Source organism: Sulfurimonas sp. HSL-3221 (genome assembly GCF_021044585.1).
GTDB classification, from domain to species: Bacteria; Campylobacterota; Campylobacteria; order Campylobacterales; family Sulfurimonadaceae; genus Thiomicrolovo; species Thiomicrolovo sulfuroxydans.
Map to the genome: position 1 here is coordinate 99204 of NZ_CP087998.1, position 15534 is coordinate 114737.

The 15534-nt window shown below is 55.0% G+C and carries 19 protein-coding genes and 1 tRNA gene; 12 read left to right on the forward strand and 8 right to left on the reverse strand.

The features are described 5' to 3' along the window. Positions 1–489 carry a GNAT family N-acetyltransferase gene (locus tag LOH54_RS00505; RefSeq protein ID WP_231019635.1) on the forward strand — a complete coding sequence of 163 codons (489 nt, stop codon included), beginning with the start codon at positions 1–3 and terminating at the stop codon, positions 487–489. A 31-nt stretch (positions 490–520) separates the two neighbouring features. After that, positions 521–973, forward strand: a complete 453-nt coding sequence (locus LOH54_RS00510) for a hypothetical protein (RefSeq protein ID WP_231019636.1) — start codon at positions 521–523, stop codon at positions 971–973. Between the two features lie 478 nt (positions 974–1451). Here LOH54_RS00510 and LOH54_RS00515 read toward each other — a convergent pair whose 3' ends face one another. After that, entirely contained in the window at positions 1452–2915 is a 1464-nt protein-coding gene (locus LOH54_RS00515) for an ATP-binding protein (RefSeq protein WP_231019637.1), read from the reverse strand. 135 nt (positions 2916–3050) lie between these two features. After that, entirely contained in the window at positions 3051–3326 is a 276-nt protein-coding gene (locus tag LOH54_RS00520) for a hypothetical protein (RefSeq protein ID WP_231019638.1), read from the reverse strand. 141 nt (positions 3327–3467) lie between these two features. On the opposite strand from LOH54_RS00520, the gene LOH54_RS00525 reads away from it, so the two are divergent. Beyond that, positions 3468–4040 carry a hypothetical protein gene (locus tag LOH54_RS00525; RefSeq protein WP_231019639.1) on the forward strand — a complete coding sequence of 191 codons (573 nt, stop codon included), beginning with the start codon at positions 3468–3470 and terminating at the stop codon, positions 4038–4040. Positions 4041–4410: 370 nt separating this feature from the next. Here the strand turns inward: LOH54_RS00525 and LOH54_RS00530 are convergent. From LOH54_RS00530 to dnaG, 3 genes are all read right to left on the reverse strand, one after another. Next, positions 4411–4486 (reverse strand) — tRNA-Ala (locus LOH54_RS00530). Between the two features lie 66 nt (positions 4487–4552). Further along, positions 4553–5542, reverse strand: coding sequence for an argininosuccinate synthase domain-containing protein (locus LOH54_RS00535; RefSeq protein WP_231019640.1), 990 nt, complete (start codon positions 5540–5542; stop codon positions 4553–4555). Between the two features lie 38 nt (positions 5543–5580). Further along, complete coding sequence (dnaG, locus tag LOH54_RS00540) at positions 5581–7239, reverse strand: DNA primase (protein WP_231019641.1); 1659 nt, start codon at positions 7237–7239, stop codon at positions 5581–5583. Between the two features lie 207 nt (positions 7240–7446). Between dnaG and LOH54_RS00545 the strand changes: the two genes are divergently transcribed. The 7 genes from LOH54_RS00545 to LOH54_RS00575 all read left to right on the forward strand — a co-directional run bounded on the left by LOH54_RS00545 (position 7447) and on the right by LOH54_RS00575 (position 12421). Continuing rightward, on the forward strand, positions 7447–8094 hold the full coding sequence (locus LOH54_RS00545) for a ferritin family protein (protein ID WP_231019643.1): 648 nt from the start codon (positions 7447–7449) through the stop codon (positions 8092–8094). A 14-nt stretch (positions 8095–8108) separates the two neighbouring features. Beyond that, positions 8109–8981 carry a sulfurtransferase gene (locus tag LOH54_RS00550; protein WP_231019644.1) on the forward strand — a complete coding sequence of 291 codons (873 nt, stop codon included), beginning with the start codon at positions 8109–8111 and terminating at the stop codon, positions 8979–8981. A gap of 72 nt (positions 8982–9053) precedes the next feature. Continuing rightward, entirely contained in the window at positions 9054–9266 is a 213-nt protein-coding gene (gene rpsU / locus LOH54_RS00555) for a 30S ribosomal protein S21 (RefSeq protein ID WP_231019645.1), read from the forward strand. A 38-nt stretch (positions 9267–9304) separates the two neighbouring features. Further along, the gene (locus LOH54_RS00560) at positions 9305–9688 is read left to right on the forward strand and encodes a hypothetical protein (protein WP_231019646.1); all 384 of its coding nucleotides are present in this window, start codon (positions 9305–9307) and stop codon (positions 9686–9688) included. A gap of 61 nt (positions 9689–9749) precedes the next feature. Beyond that, positions 9750–10913 carry a formate-dependent phosphoribosylglycinamide formyltransferase gene (gene purT, locus LOH54_RS00565; RefSeq protein ID WP_231019647.1) on the forward strand — a complete coding sequence of 388 codons (1164 nt, stop codon included), beginning with the start codon at positions 9750–9752 and terminating at the stop codon, positions 10911–10913. After that, entirely contained in the window at positions 10913–11842 is a 930-nt protein-coding gene (locus LOH54_RS00570) for a D-2-hydroxyacid dehydrogenase (RefSeq protein ID WP_231019648.1), read from the forward strand. The genes purT and LOH54_RS00570 overlap by 1 nt, the downstream gene beginning before the upstream one ends. A 183-nt stretch (positions 11843–12025) precedes the next feature. After that, on the forward strand, positions 12026–12421 hold the full coding sequence (locus tag LOH54_RS00575) for a YqaA family protein (RefSeq protein ID WP_231019649.1): 396 nt from the start codon (positions 12026–12028) through the stop codon (positions 12419–12421). Here LOH54_RS00575 and LOH54_RS00580 read toward each other — a convergent pair. After that, positions 12418–12981, reverse strand: a complete 564-nt coding sequence (locus tag LOH54_RS00580) for a CDP-alcohol phosphatidyltransferase family protein (RefSeq protein WP_231019651.1) — start codon at positions 12979–12981, stop codon at positions 12418–12420. The two genes, LOH54_RS00575 and LOH54_RS00580, sit on opposite strands and share 4 nt — an antisense overlap. Positions 12982–13044: 63 nt before the next feature. Between LOH54_RS00580 and LOH54_RS00585 the strand changes: the two genes are divergently transcribed. Beyond that, positions 13045–13392 carry a hypothetical protein gene (locus tag LOH54_RS00585; protein ID WP_231019653.1) on the forward strand — a complete coding sequence of 116 codons (348 nt, stop codon included), beginning with the start codon at positions 13045–13047 and terminating at the stop codon, positions 13390–13392. 1 nt (position 13393) lies between these two features. Here LOH54_RS00585 and LOH54_RS00590 read toward each other — a convergent pair whose 3' ends face one another. Together LOH54_RS00590 and LOH54_RS00595 are read right to left on the reverse strand one after the other, a co-directional pair. Beyond that, the gene (locus LOH54_RS00590; protein WP_231019654.1) at positions 13394–13747 is read right to left on the reverse strand and encodes a thioredoxin family protein; all 354 of its coding nucleotides are present in this window, start codon (positions 13745–13747) and stop codon (positions 13394–13396) included. A 17-nt stretch (positions 13748–13764) separates the two neighbouring features. Further along, positions 13765–14679: an AEC family transporter gene (locus tag LOH54_RS00595; protein WP_231019655.1), complete on the reverse strand. Its 915-nt coding sequence runs from the start codon at positions 14677–14679 to the stop codon at positions 13765–13767. A 25-nt stretch (positions 14680–14704) separates the two neighbouring features. On the opposite strand from LOH54_RS00595, the gene LOH54_RS00600 reads away from it, so the two are divergent. Then, the gene (locus LOH54_RS00600; RefSeq protein WP_231019656.1) at positions 14705–15520 is read left to right on the forward strand and encodes a DUF3108 domain-containing protein; all 816 of its coding nucleotides are present in this window, start codon (positions 14705–14707) and stop codon (positions 15518–15520) included. Positions 15521–15534: the final 14 nt, after the last annotated feature.

Genomic DNA, 15534 nt, shown 5'->3' on the forward strand with positions numbered 1-15534 from the left:
ATGCGCATCGTTCCTGTGACCACGCCGGAGCAGGCGGCGCTCTGCGCTTCCCTGGCCGAGACGATCTGGCGGGAGTTCTATACGCCGATCATCGGGGCGGAGCAGGTGGCTTATATGCTGCGCTCCTTGCAGTCCGCCGATGCCATCAGTATGCAGATGCAAGACGGGTACCGCTACACGCTGCTTTATGACGGCGAGACGGCGGTCGGGTACTGCGCCACCGTCCCCGAAGACGATGCGCTCAAGGTGAGCAAACTCTACGTGCTTCAATCGAAGCGGGGAAAAGGCGGGGGGCGCCTGATGCTGGAGCACTGCGCGGCGGAAGCGAAGGCGGGCGGATTCAAACGGCTGCTGCTCACCGTCAACCGCCACAACCCTTCCGTCGCGTTCTACGAGCATGAGGGGTTTACGAATGCCGGCCCCCTGGTCCAGGGGATCGGCGGCGGCTTTGTCATGGATGACTATGTGATGGTCCGCCCCATTCGGTGAGGCGAAGGTATGAAACAGAAGGAGAGAGCGCATGATTAAAGAAGTGACGGCGGCAGGATTGGCAGTGGCGGCGGTACTGGGCCTGGGGGCGTGCAGCAAAAAGGCCCCTGATTGCGACGCGGAGGAAGTAGTCGCGTACTTGAAACATGACGACGGCGTGCTCAAGGGCTTCATCGAACGGCGTTATGAACTCACCAAGGTCGTCGACGGCGGGCTGGAAGGGAACCGGCGCGAGTGCAGCGCCGTTCTAACGACGACGGTCACCCTCAAAGAGGACCTCGGGACCATTATGGAAGAGGCGCAGAAAGCGAGCAAAAGCAAAGGGATATCGGGCCAGCTGATGGTCGGAAGCTATCTGATGGGACTGTCGCTGCTGGGGCTGCAGAAAAAGGGCGATGCGAGCGTCGACGAGAGCGCGCTGACCTATACGACCGCCTACACGGAAAAAGGGGAGTCCGTCATCACTGTGACGAATGTGCAGTAGCCTTTGCGGCCGTCAATGGGTAAATGTGTTTTAAGAAAATAATTGAGTTGTCAGAGAAACGTTTTGTGGGAGATGGTGGCTCTACCACAAACGGAATAGTTACTTCCAACAGCGTATTTAAGCCTCTTAATAAATATACTGAATTATTGAAAGTACATTATGAAGTACATAATTTTTTTTTGTTACTCATAGATATTTCGATAGCACGGTAGGATGAAAGAGTTAGTTAGAAGATCATGTAATTAAAAGTCCTTCAGACTTGGAACCAGGTGTCGTAAGATATTGGGGACAAGTCTTCTCCCCCCACACCATTCTCTAAAAATATGAATTTCAAAGCATTTTTTTCAATAATGCAAAATCATTGAAAAATTGAGATAGATATTTTTTATTCTCGTATAAGCAGTTCGTAATTGTCAAGTAATTAAGGCCCTAAACTGTGGACTTAAAGCTTGTTTTCCGTTTTCTAGTCATATAAAGCTTATCCCCAGAAAGGAATATACTCAGCAAACTTAGAAGATTCACTCTCTGGGTTTTTTGGCTTAATGAGCTTTTTCTCTACGCCTTCTTTTATTAGGCGTGAAACCATAGATCGTTGTTTTTCATGCATTTTAAAGCGCTCTCTCAAACTACTATTTGTAAGAGAGTTATTCGATAAATATTGGATCACTGCATGTTGATAACACGCCATCAACCTTTCTTCAGGAGTCATGTCTGCAAATTTTTTAGGCATGTACATAGTAGCTCTAAAATAGTTTTCGCCTTCTTCAAGTTTTAGAGGCGGCAAACCATACAATTCAATTGCAGTAATAGTCTTCTGAAAACCTGTACCTCGCTCTTCACAAATGTTATAACGTCGGAAATGAGATGCAAGAAGTTCATTTCTGGATTGTGGGGTAGTGCCAATAAGACGCTCAACATGTTTTGAAGGCAACAGCTTGCCTGGATTACTAATCTCGATACGATCATCATAGATCTCGACCATTGGTCCGGCTCCACGAACAGTAAAATCCTGATGAATTAAGGCATTCGCAACAAGTTCTCGTAATGCGATTTCAGGATAAACTACAACCGTTCTCCTCAAAGCCTTTTCAATAATTTCATTTTGGGGAAGCATCGCATGCAAATAAGACAGGAGATCTTCGAAGGAAATAGCATAGCCCTTTGTTAGCTCTTTTTCTTTTTCTGTGTAAACTTTATTCGTTCCGTTATATTTGATAACACGAATAGTTTTCCTTCTCAACCCATCAAATTTTCTCAAATCATGCGCAGCAACTAACGCCCCAAGATTGGTAATGTAATACTGATCTTCGCCTGCGATTTCAATCATTTTTTCTTCTACAAGCCAACGCAAAATATCATCAAAAGATTGTGGAATAGGTTTATCAAGTAGTTCAAAAACCGAGCTGTATTCGAGTAATGCCAATAATTCAGATTTTGAAACAACTGGAGTCGCATACAACTCTTCAAAAGTTGGTGTTTTACTATGAAGCATTAATGAACCAATCTCTTGTCTTGACGCATGACGAGTAGAGCCGCCAGTTCTAATAAAAGTACCATCCATCATATCTGATGATTTGACATATACTGGTTTCGTTTTTGACTCGGGGATGTGAACTATTAAGACGGGGTAAGTTTTATATTCAACTGTTAGATGATCGATCGAAACAACAGGCTCTAAAGTATCTCTCGCCAGACTACTAAGCCTCTGTAAGATTTCTTCTGCTTTCTTTTTAGATATTCCGACCAGTTCACCACTTATATCATTTACCCCAAAAACTAAAAATCCACCCCCTGCATAATTTGCGAAAGCACATAAATGTTGCGAAAGTTTTTTATTATTAGGTGAAAGAGATTCTTTCCAATCTAATTCATTTAGTTCTTGTGGTATAGGGTAGAGACTTGCGTCCAACAATGCAATTGCTTTATTCTCCCAATGCTTCATCCGTTTTCCAGTCAAGTAAAATTATTAGTTCTTTTCAGGGGTGTCTAGAGAATTTCCATTTTCTAGTCAAGTAAAAATTCTGCCATACACTTACTGCTAAAGTGATTAGATATTTTTAGACAACTATTAGCAGTTTTATTTCCAGAAGGGAGTTTTTCCAGGAGTTAGGCTAAATGGTTGTGGCCTTTCAAATTCTCTTAGCACTCTCTCAACAACCTGCTCGACCTCTGCTCCATTCGTACATTCAAAATGAGCATGATCAATACGACCGACTCCATAACTATAAGCGGGCCTTTCTATAGTAATTTGGAATTTCGCATCCAAAAAGTTATAGAGTTCTACGCGCTGACGTGAGGTGTCTATTTTACAAAACTCTCTTATTGCTTCTCTGGCTCTTTGTTTGTTCGACATTTTGTAACCTTTCTAAAAATTTACTAAAAGTATATAGGAAGTTGGAGCGGGCACGTGCCGTCTGTTAAATTAGTAAATTTACAGGCCCAGTGGCCTTTATAAATAACGCTATAATCGAGTATCCAAACATACGGAGATTTAATGAGCATCAAATTAATCAATATAATGCTTTGGGCCCTGATCGCCATAGGGGCAGTGGGGTTTTGCTATATTCTTTCCCTTTTCTTTACGGACAATGCAAACAAAGCAACAGCATTGGCACCTGCAGGTATTTTGCTTGCCTCGTTTATTGCATCATTCTCTGTAATGAAGTCAATTGCTGCGAATCAAAAATGGCATGATGAAAAACAAAATAATGAAAAAATATCTAATCTCGTAAGCCTTAACCTGCTACTAAAAGACATTGTTCAAAATCTTCAAGGACCATTGAAAATGAGAACTTTGGATGGTGTAACATTAGCGGCCCTTCAAGCTGATTGTCTGGATGCATGTGATTCATTGGAAGACAAGGCATATTATTTTTGGCTCGGATCGCATGTGCAAAGAGAAAACCTGCTAGAAATTCAGAGTAGATTAAAGAGAATAGCGTTTACTATTAAACAAAGAAAACTGGACTCTAATATCTCACGGAATTTAAATGGACCAATGAATCAAATAACAGAAAAGTCCAATACGGTTATGCAATATATTAAACCAAGTATTGAAGATAAATAATAGTATGCTACTTGCTACATTATTTCTAACGAGTGGCAACCTCAAATACAGTTTAGTATAGGGTTTCACCTATATATTGAGGCATTGTAGACCGTTTCCATCTGGTATAGTATAGGCTTTCTCGGCAGGTTTTGCAGATTTGATGGCTATGTAGGTAAGGGAATTTCGTATGGAACGGTTGGCCATGTCGCACTCCTAATGTACTTTTTGAGCTTCTGAAATGTAGTATATGTGGCAGGGTACATTAATAAGTACATTAGGGGCATGGATTTGTGCAAATTGCAATGGACTATCTGAGATTGATTTGATGGATGAAAGCCCTATTTCCTGGCTTTTGTAAGACTATTAAGGATTGTTTCGGATTAATGGATGGTGGACCCTACCGGGATCGAACCGGTGACCTCTTCGCTGCCAGCGAAGCGCTCTCCCAGCTGAGCTAAGGGCCCGGGAGATTTTTAAGAGGCAAAATTATACTTGCCGCTGACTTAAGGAAGTTTGAAACGACCCCCTGATCAGAGGATCGAGTATTTTGCTGCCTCGGCGCGGGCGGCCAGAGGGGTCGTCGTAACGGTTTCGCCGTTCACGTCGAGAGTGTATTCCTCTTCCGGCGAGGTTTTGCAATAGGTGAGGATGCTGCGGGCGGCGAAAGCGCGGTCGCTCTCGCTGGCATCTTTGCTCAGCAGCACGTGCGGCCCTGGGATGCCGACGGTCTGGATGTGCATGAATTTCGCGTTGTCGATCTCCTGCAGTTTCGCGTTCTCCTCCTGGTCGCGGCCGATGACCATCTTGGCGCCCTCGGGCAGGCGGAAGTGGCGGCCCCATTTGAGGACGGGGATGTCCGGCACGTCGAACTGCTCATCAAACTTGATGTAGTCGCGGATCTTGATGGCGAAGTTGGCATCGGTCAGCAGACAGCCGCCGCCCGGGCTCTCGTAATCTTCAAGGCCGAACTGTTCGGCGAGCTCCATCTGGCGTTCGCGGCTGCGGCCGAGGATCCCTTCAAGCTTGTCGCGGTCGACCCACCCCTCCTCTTCGGCGATGGTCGGCGCCAGGCGCTTGGCGCTCATCGGGCGCAAGAGAAGGCCGTCGACGTTGGCTTCGTTAAGGACCTTGATGAGGGCGTCTTTGTTCTGGCTCATCGGGCGCTGGCCGAGGACCTCGCCGCTGATGAGGAAGCTTGCGCCTTCCGCTTCCATGATACGCTTGGCGACTTCGAACATTTTCGCATGGCAGTCGATGCAGGGGTTGAAGTGCTTGCCGTAGCCGTGTTTGGGGTCGAAAAGGACCGTCTGGAGGTACTCGCTCTGGATATCGATGATGCGCAGTTCCGCGCCGACCTGGTCGCACATGTTCTGCATATGCGCGCGGCGGTCCTTGGTGGCGCCGAAACCGGTGTTGATGTTGCAGGCGATGACGTCAATCCCCTGGTCGATGATGAGCTTCATGGCAAGCGTGGAGTCGAGCCCGCCGGAGAAAAGCGCGATGGCTTTACGTTTTGACATTGGTAATTCCTTGGTAAGGCACAGGAGCAGGAGCGCGCCTAGGCGTCTATTCCCACCAGTTCACCTTTTTTGAGTTTCGCAATTTTACCGAGAATCTGACGATTTAAGAAGTATTTCTTATCGCTGGGGATGGAAGGATCGCGCATCACCGCCTGGCGGCGATGTTCATAATATTTGCGCAGAAAGATCAGCAGTTCGCTCTTGAGGGTTTCGTCGTCGGGGAAAACGGGGACGGCTTCGTCCATGACGATGTGAATAAGTTCCGGGGTGCTGCTGTCGCCCTGCAGGGCCGTGGCGAATTCCCGGGCGTGAAAACGCAGCATCTGCGGCGAGATGAAATCCAGCAGCGCGTCGACGACGCCGGGGCGTTCCAGCACCGTTTTGATAAGGGAGAGCTCCCAGAGGTCGCGGTGGGCTGAGGGTGCCGTGACGGGGGCCGTGGGCGCTGCTGTTCGTACCGGCTGGCTTCCGACCCGCACCAGCCCGGGCGAGATGCCCATGCGCGCGGCGAGGTGGCGCTTGTACTCCTCCTGCATCAGCGGGGAGAGGGTTTTGAGGTAGGCGGTCGTCTCCGCGAGGGCCTGCTCCTTCGCGCGGGGGTTGGCCAGGTCGTACTGCCCCAGCGTCGTCTCCAGCACGAAATCGATAAAGGGGCGGGGCTGCCGGAACATCGTGCCGAGCTCCTCGACGCGCCCCTCTTTGACCATGTCCGCCGGGTCGCGTCCCCCTTCGAAAAGAACGACGCCGCCGTCAAAGCCCGCGGCGCTGAGCAGTTTCGAGGCCTTGAGGGCCGCATTGCGCCCCGCCGCGTCTCCGTCGTAGGCCATGATGACGCGCGGTTCGCCTTTGCGCAGGAGCGGGAGGTGCTCGCTGGTCAGCGCCGTCCCCAGGGTTGCCACGGCCTGGGTGAAGCCGGCCTGGTGCAGCATGATGACGTCGAGGTACCCCTCGGTGACGATCATCTCCTTGCGTTTGTGGATGCTCTCCCTGGCGTGGTTGTAGGCGTAGAGTAGACGGGACTTGTTGAAGAGTTTCGTCTGCGGGGAGTTGACGTACTTGGCCTGGTGGCCGGTGATGGTACGGCCGCCGAAGCCGACGATGGCGCCGTTGGGGGCATGGATGGGAAAGGTGATGCGCTCGATGAAGCGAGCGTATTCGCGCCCCTCACTTTCGCCCGCGACCCCCAGCTCGACTGCTTCGGCCATGGAGAACTGGTTCTGCTTGATGAAGCCCAGGGTCAAGTGCGACGTGGGGGCATAGCCGATGCCGAAGTGCTCGATGCTCGACTCATAGATGCCGCGATCACGCAGGTACTGTATCGCCGTGGGCGTCTTGTCCAGCAGGCTGCGGTACCAGTCGTTGAGCTTCTCCATCAGCTGGGAGCGCTGCTGGCGCGGCTCTCCCTGGGTGTAGGCGAGACTGTAGTTGTACTGGCCGGCGAGCTTCTCGATCGCCTCGGGGTAGGTGAGCTTTTCGTACTCCATAACGAACTTGATGGCGTCCCCACTCGCCTGGCAGCCGAAACAGTGGTAGAACTGTTTGGAGGGGCTCACGGAGAAGCTCGGACTCTTTTCGTCGTGGAAGGGACAGAGCCCCTTGTAGTTGACGCCGGCTTTCTTCAGTTCGACATAGTTACCGATGACGTCGACGATGTCGATCCGGGATTTGAGCCCGTCGATGGAGTCCTGGGAAATCATAAGGGCATTTTAGCGCAATGTAGCCCGTTGGGGGCTTCGAGATGAGGTGAAACTAAAGGATAATTTTTCTCCTTAACTGTAAGCATCGGAAAAGAGCCAACGTTCTATAATGGTGACTGATTTGATTGTCTTGAGGCCGGTGCCGGGCCGTTTCGCCCGGAGTGCCATAGCGCGGCGGGAAGACCGCCGGGAGAGAAGGAGCAGAAGATGAAACAGTATGAGACCTACAAATGCAGCGTTTGCGGGAACGAAGTGGAAGTACAGCATGTCGGCGGGGGCACCCTGACCTGCTGCGGCCAGGAGATGGAGTGTGTCACCGAGAACCTGACAGCCGTCAACCTGATGAAGGCCTATGCCGGCGAATCGATGGCGCGCAACAAGTACGACCTCTTTGCCGACATCGCCCGCGAAGAGGGGTGGCATGCGATCGAGCGCCACTTCCGCGAAGCGGCACTCAACGAGATGTGGCATGCCCGGGCCGAGTACAAGGCCTATCACAAGATGATGGAGGGGCAGGAGGTCGAAGCGACGATGAAGAACCTCGAGACGGGGATGGAAGGGGAACACTACGAACACACGGAGATGTACCCCAACTTCGCCGCGATCGCCGAGGAGGAGGGGCACAAGGCCCTTGCCCGGCTCTTCAACGCCATCGCCAAGGTCGAGGTCGAGCACGAACGCGAATACGCCGCGCTGAAACAAGCGATGATCGACGACGGCTTTTTTGCGAGCGCGGACGAGGAGATCTGGGTCTGCGAGGTGTGCGGCCACATCCACCGCGGCAAGAAGCCGCCCAAGGCCTGTCCGCTTTGCGGGGTGCCGCAGGAGTATTTCAAGCGTGAACATCTGTACTGAAAAGGCAAAAATTGATGCGTAACCTGATGATTCTGATGGCGCTGGCGGCTTCGCTGCTGGCGATGGAACCGGTCGTAACGGGCGAATGGCTCGTCAAGCATGCGGAGGATAAGAACCTTGTGATCGTAGATGTTTCCGCCCCGGAAGCTTACGAGGAGGGGCACGTCCCCGGCGCGCGTAGTGCCAGCATCGAGCTGTGGCGCCAGGGGGTCGGCAAGCACGCCGAAGTGCGCAGCGCCGCGGCGCTGCAGGCGCAAATGCGCCGTCTGGGGATCGGCAGCGATTCCAAAGTCGTCGTCTACTCCCACCACCTCGATAACAAGGACCTACTGCGCGCGACCTACGTGCTCTGGGCGATGGAGTATGCCGGGTTCAAAAACAGCGCCCTGCTTGACGGCGGCCTTCCCGCCTACACCGCTGCGGGCGGGAAGCTTTCCGCGACGGCGACGGCGGACGGTTCCGGTGACTTTTCCGTCGCGACCGATGGGGGGATGATCGCAACGCTGGATGAGGTACAAGCCTCCCTGGACAAAACGGCGATGATCGACTCGCGCCCGGCGGTTTTCTATTTCGGGGCCGAGAAGCAGGGGATGCTCAAACGCGCCGGGCACATCAGCGGGGCGCACAGCTATTTCTGGCGCTATAACGTGACGCCGAAAAACCGCCTCAAGCCGAAGGCGGAGCTCTCGGCCATGCTGGAAAAGGGGCTGGGGCTGAAGAAGAGCGCGCCGCTCATCGTCTACTGCACCGGCGGGCTGGAGGCGTCGATGAACTACTTCGTCGTGTACCGCGTGCTCGGGTTCGCGCAGGCGAAACTCTACGATGCGTCGATGAAAGAGTGGGCCAACCGCGACGACACGCCGATGCGCGTTTTCGTCTGGGAATAAGGGCACCTTTGCATTCGGATGCGGATTGTGTTATACTTCGCGTCCAAATTTTAAAGAAAGTAGGTGATGTGAATGCCAGGTATCGTTCTTCGTCAAGATGACAACTTCGATGCTGCGTACCGTCGCTTCAAAAAGCAGACTGACCGTAACCTCGTCGTTACGGAAGCGCGCGCCCGCCGTTTCCACGAAACAGCGACCGAAAAGCTGAAAAAAGAGAAAATTGCTGCACGCAAGAAAATGCTCAAACGTCTGTATATGATGCGCCGTTACGAGTCACGCCTCTAATCCCGAAAGCCTCCGGGCTTTTTGGATACACTCTCATTATGAACCTCCTCCTTATTGACAAACAGGGCCTTGCTACGTACGCCAGAGAAGAGATCCTGCGCGACCAGTACCACCATCATGTCGATTACGTCTCTACCTTCGAGGATTTCAAAGCCAAGTACGCCGTCGGCCGATACAAGGTCGTCATTGTCGATTTCGCCCTCGAAGCCGGTACGGAAGCACTGAAACTGATGGACAGTCTCGACCCGAAGCAGCGGGTCATTATCCTCAGCGCCAGCGACGACTACAGCGAACACAAAGGGTGTGCCTACTGCGTGGACCATCACAACCGCCGCCGTCTGAAAGAGCCCGTCAGTATCGCAGATCTCGCCAATCTCATCAAGAATTTCGACTATACCACCTGCGCCCATTACCACGAGTAGGGCACCGCTCTTTTTTAGCTCCCTTCGTTACAATTAGGCATCTGATTTTAAGGATCTTATGATGCTGTTTACCGCGCCGTTAAAAAGCAATTCCGTTCGTATCATGCTGCTGGGTTCGGGGGAACTCGGCAAAGAGGTCGCCATCGAGGCACAGCGCCTGGGGATTGAGGTGATCGCCGTCGACCGTTACGAGGGCGCTCCCGCCCACCTGGTCGCGCACCGTTCCCACGTCGTGAACATGCAGGACACCGAGGCGGTGCTGGAGCTGATCCGCTCCGAGATGCCCGACTTCATCCTCCCCGAGATCGAAGCGATCAGCATCGACGCACTGTTCAAGGCCGAAGCGGAAGGGTTCCACGTCATCCCGAACGCCGAAGCGGTCAGCAAAACGATGAACCGCAAGAACATCCGCAAATTCGCCGCGGAGGAGCTGGGACTCAAAACCGGTCCCTACGAGTTCGTCAAAACCCGCGAGGAGCTGGAGGCGGCAGCGGGCCGCCTCGGCTACCCCTGCGTCGTCAAGCCGGTCATGAGCTCCTCGGGCCACGGCCAGAGCGTCATGAAGAGCGAAGCGGACCTGGACCGCTCCTGGGAGATGGCCAAAGAGGCGCGCGGCGATGCGAGCGAGCTGATCGTTGAAGCCTTTATCGCCTTTGATTACGAGATCACGATGCTCACGGCGCGCAACGGGTTCGAGACGGTCTTCTGTGAGCCCATCGGCCACATCCAGCGCGACGGCGACTACGTCTTCAGCTGGCAGCCGATGCAGATGAGCGAGGTGGCCAAGGAGCGGGCACAGGCGATCGCCAAGGCGATCACCGACGGCCTCGGCGGCCGCGGCATCTTCGGCGTGGAGCTCTTTATCCAGGGTGACGAGGTCTACTTCAGCGAAGTGAGCCCGCGCCCGCACGACACGGGCATGGTCACGCTCATCACCCAGAGCCAGAGCGAATTCGCCCTGCACCTGCGCGCCGTCCTCGGCCTGCCCCTGGGCTTCACCTTCTACGGCGGCGGCGCGTCGGCGGCGTATAAAGCGACGGCGGAATCCTTCGCCCCGGTCGTCGATGTCGACGATACGCTCTTCGATGATAACAGCTACGTACGCGTCTTCGGCAAGCCCGAGTCCCACCCGGGCCGCCGCCTTGCCGTCGCGCTGGTCTATGACGAGCCGGAGGCCGCGCTGGCCAAGGCGCGGACCATCATCGAGAAAGTAAGCGACCACTGATGAAAATCGTCCTGCTCGATACCCTCACCTTCGGCGAGACGGACCTCGGCGGTTTTGACGCATTCGGCGAAGTCGAAGCCTTCGAGACGACGGCGCCGGAAGAGACAGCGGAGCGCATTGCTAACGCCGACGTTATCGTCACAAACAAGGTCGTTATCTCCGACGAGATGATGGCCGCGACCCCGACGCTGAAGCTGATCTGCGTGGCGGCGACGGGAACGAACAATATCGATATCCCCGCCGCCGAGGCGCGCGGCATCGCCGTCAAAAACGTTGCCGGCTACTCGACCGATTCCGTTATCCAGCACACCTTCTCCATGCTCTTTTACCTTCTGGGCCACAGCCGCTACTACGACAGTTACGTGAAAAACGGCGACTGGGCGCGCAGCGAGGTTTTCACCCATGTCGGCCGTCCCTTCCACGAGATCAAGGGCAAGACCTGGGGGATCATCGGGCTGGGCGAGATCGGCCGGGGTGTCGCCGCCGTTGCCAAGGCCTTCGGGGCAGAGGTGCGCTACTACTCCACCTCGGGCAAAAACGCCAACGCCGACTATGAAAAAGTGACCCTGAGCCGCCTGCTCGAGGAGAGCGACGTCGTCTCGGTCCACGCACCGCTCAACGCTGCCACGCAGGGGTTGATCGGCCACTCCGAGTTGCTCATCATGAAAGACGGGGCGACACTGCTCAATCTCGGGCGCGGCGGGATCGTCGACGAGCGCGCTCTCGCGGCCATCATCGACGCCAAACCGATTTATGTCGGCCTCGACGTCCTTGAAACAGAGCCGATGAACGCGGGCCACCCGCTGATGGAAATCGAGCACAAAGAGCGCCTCTACATCACCCCGCACATCGCCTGGACCTCCGTCGAGGCGCGCGATGCGCTGATCGCCAAGGTCATTGACAACATCCGCACCTTCGTCGAACAGTGAAGTGTCGGTGGATAGGCCCGAGAAAAGTGCCGAAGGCATGCGGGTACCCCGGGGGCACTTCCTTCGGGGCGCCTGCCGCCGATGTAGTGTAAGCGGAATTCCGCAGGGCGCAGTCCGAGGACAACGCAAACACAGCGTTAGCGTAGCCGGAAGGGCTCTGCTCTTTGGGCGTACCAAATGATATTGACACTGTTTATTTCCGCTTTTCTCGCCGCTACGTTATTCCCTTTTAGTTCCGAAGCCGCCCTCGTTGCCGCCCTGTCGGCCGGGATGGAGCATGCGACGGCGCTGACGGCGGCCTCCGCGGGGAACATCCTTGCAATCCTCGTCAACTATCTGCTCGGCTTCTGGCTCTACGAAAAGAGCCATACGAAACTGGAAGCGAGCAAAACGGGGCGCAAAGCGCTCGCGGTGGGGCACCGCTACGGCTATGCGGCCCTGCTGCTGAGCTGGCTGCCGATCATCGGGGACCCGCTGACCCTCGTCGCGGGGCTGGTGCGGCTGAATATTGTCTGGTTCATTCTCATCGCCGGAAGCCTGCGGGTCGCGCGCTACTGGCTGATCGCGCAGGCGTTCTAGCGCCGCGTGCGCAGGTGCCACCAGGAGCGGATGTCCGTCTCCGGCACGTCGAGGGTCAGCGTGATGGCGATATTTTCCACCGCTTCGAGCACAAGCACGGCCACGGCGATGTAGAAGGGCCAGGAGAGGTCAAAGACGAGCAGGGCGAAGATTCCGAGGCTCATCAGGATCGCGGAGAGCTTCGTGATCCACGTGTGGTAGCTGGCAAACCGTTTGAATTTCAGGATGCTTGCCACGGCGGGCAGGATAAAGACGGCGACGGCCAGGAGAATGACGGGGGCCTCGCGTTCGATGCGTTCAGGCCACTGCAGCCAGGCCCCCAGGGTGACGGCCATGTAGGTGGCGTAATCGCCGTAGCTGTCTAGCTTCGCCCCCAGCACGCTTGTCTGGTGGAGCAGGCGGGCCAGGAAGCCGTCGAGGGCGTCGGAAACGAGCATAAGCGAGAGGATCGTAAAGAAGGGGACGGCACTCTCCGCGAGCCCCGAGAGAACGAGAAACGGGGCACAGGCCAGGCGGAAGAGACTGAGGGTGTTGGGGATGGTCCATAGCGGTGTCTTCATGGTTACCATTATAGTGAAACGGCCGGCAAATATGATACTATGTGAAAAAGCAAGGAGGCGACGATGGCGGACGACCAAAACAAAAATGAAGAGGAAATGCCGCATTTCATGCAGCGGCAGTACGGCAAGTCGGCGTCGACGCTGGAGGCGTCCCATGAGGAGCTCTCCGACGTACGCAAGCAGATGATCCGCTTTGCCCTTGAGTTTCCCATCCGCGACATCCGCACCTACTCGGGCTATAAGGGGGATCTGCTCGTCGAGATCACGACGGGCAACGATGACATTCTCTCCGAGCTCAAAGCCCATGCGGAGTCCCTGGGCATGGAAGTCGTCGTCAAAGAGCGGTACGACACCCGCATCCACGAGGTCTACTGCATCGTACCCGACGAAAATATCTACCGTCTGAAGTAGGCTACTTTCCGAACAGCCGGGCCAGGAGCCCTTTCCCCTGCGCCTTTTCGATCATGCGGATATAGCGCGCCGGCGCGGCGGCACCCAGTTCATAATCCTTTACCATCTTGTCTTTTGCCCCGATGCTGACGCAGAACGGGACGCTGCGGATCTCGTATTTGGCGGCGAGCTTCGGGTTGCGGGTGACGTCGACCTTGGCGATCACCGCTTTGCCCTCAAAGTGCTTCTCCAGGGCGGGAAGCTGTGAGAGCACCTGCTGGCAGGGGCCGCAGGTCGGGGAGTAGAAGTCGATAAACAGCGGTTGGTCCATTTCGGCGACGAATTGCGAGTAGGTGGCATCGGTCAGTTCAAGCATAGCTTCTCCTTTGATACTCAGATGGTCAGCCACGGCACGTAGCGCATGGCGGCGAAGATGATCCCCAGGAAGAGGACGGAGGTGATGAAGACGAGGGCCGTCAGTGCCTTGGGGCGGCAGTCGTAGAGCGACGCCAGGTTGACGTTGGCGACGGCGAGGGGCATCAGCATCTCCATGAAGAGGATGCCTTTGACCATTTCCGGCAGGTCGGTCAGGGACAAAATGGCGTAGGTGACGGCGGGGACGGCGAGGAACTTCAGGCCGTTGACCCAGCCGATCAGCACGCGGTTGAGTTCGGTGATCTTTGTGTCATAGAGGTAGATGCCGAAGAGCACGAGCTGCATCACCATTGACGCGTAGGCGCCCATCGTCAGCGTCTCCTCGACCGTCCCGGAGGGGCGGTAGCCGCCGAGGTTAAGGGCGATGGCGACGAGGGCGGCCCAGAGCACGGGGAGCTTGACGATGTTCAGCAGCGAATCGCGGACGCTGAAGTTGCCGCGCGAGTAGTAATAGACGCCGAAGGTGTAGACGAAAAAGACGTTGGCGAGGTTGATGATGGTCGTATAGGGGACACTCTCCTCGCCGAAGAGCGCAATGCCCAGCGGGATGCCGAGGTTGCCCGTATTGCCGATCAGCGCCGCGACCGTGGCGATGGAACGCTCCTTCACGTCGGCAAAGAGCAGCCGCGAGGCGAACATTGTCACGGCGACGAGGGAGAGGGTGATGCCGATGTAAAGCAGCGGCGTCTGCAGCAGCGTCGTGTCGATGGGGCGTTTGAGCAGCCCCCACAGGGTCAGGAAAATCTGCAGAAAGTAGACCGAGAGCAGGGTAATGGTGCGCTCGTCGATCTGCTCTTTGAAACTGCGCTTGGCCAGGTAGCCCACGCCGATAAAGAGATAGATCCCCAGCACCGAAACGATGGCGGAATTCATGCCGTGATTGTACTATAATGTGCGTATGAAAAGTCTGCTGTTGCTGTTTGTTTTTTTATCGGCGTTGATGGGTTCGGAGGCGGAGACGACCCGCTACAAGGTGATGCTCTCGCTCTTCGGGAAGGTCGGGGAGGCGAAGATCACCATCGCCGAGCGCGGGGATGAGTACCGTATGATCGTCGAGGATTACGCCACGGGGCTGGCCGCGGAAATCTCCGGGCATGAGCGGGACCGTTTTGTCAGCCGGGGGCGTATTGTGGACGGTATGTACGTTTCCGATACCTTCGAGCTCTACCAGACGAACGACAAAACGACCGAATCCAACGTGTACGTTTTCGACCATGAAGCCGAGACGGTCACCCGCTTTCAGGACAAGAACGAGACGGTGACGGAGACGACCTTTGACGCGATGAGCATGCGCCTGGTGGAGAAGCAGACCCAGAAAATCAAGCGCAAGACGGAGGTGCTTGATTTCTACAGTCCCTATGATGCCCTCTCCGTCGTGCTGAACATTCCCTCCCTGCTCAAAGATCGGACGCGGGTGGAGATCAAACCTGTCGGCCTGGCCAAGAAGGAACGCAAAATGTATATCAGCAGACCGGAAGCGTCTACCCTGCCTGAACTGCAGGAGACCTTCCATACGCCGACGATCCGGCGGATCGTGCAGCTCGATTCCTTCGAGCTTGAAGACGAGGACGAATACGGCGTTTTGATCGGTTATAACGCGCAGGGCGGTATTGATGAGGTGGTCACCAAGGAGACCTACTTCCTTATCGGGTTCGGCCGGATCGAAAAGATCGGCTCCTCCCGCCGCGGCGTTGCGGAAATCTTTGACGAATAGGAAAGCGGTTTTCT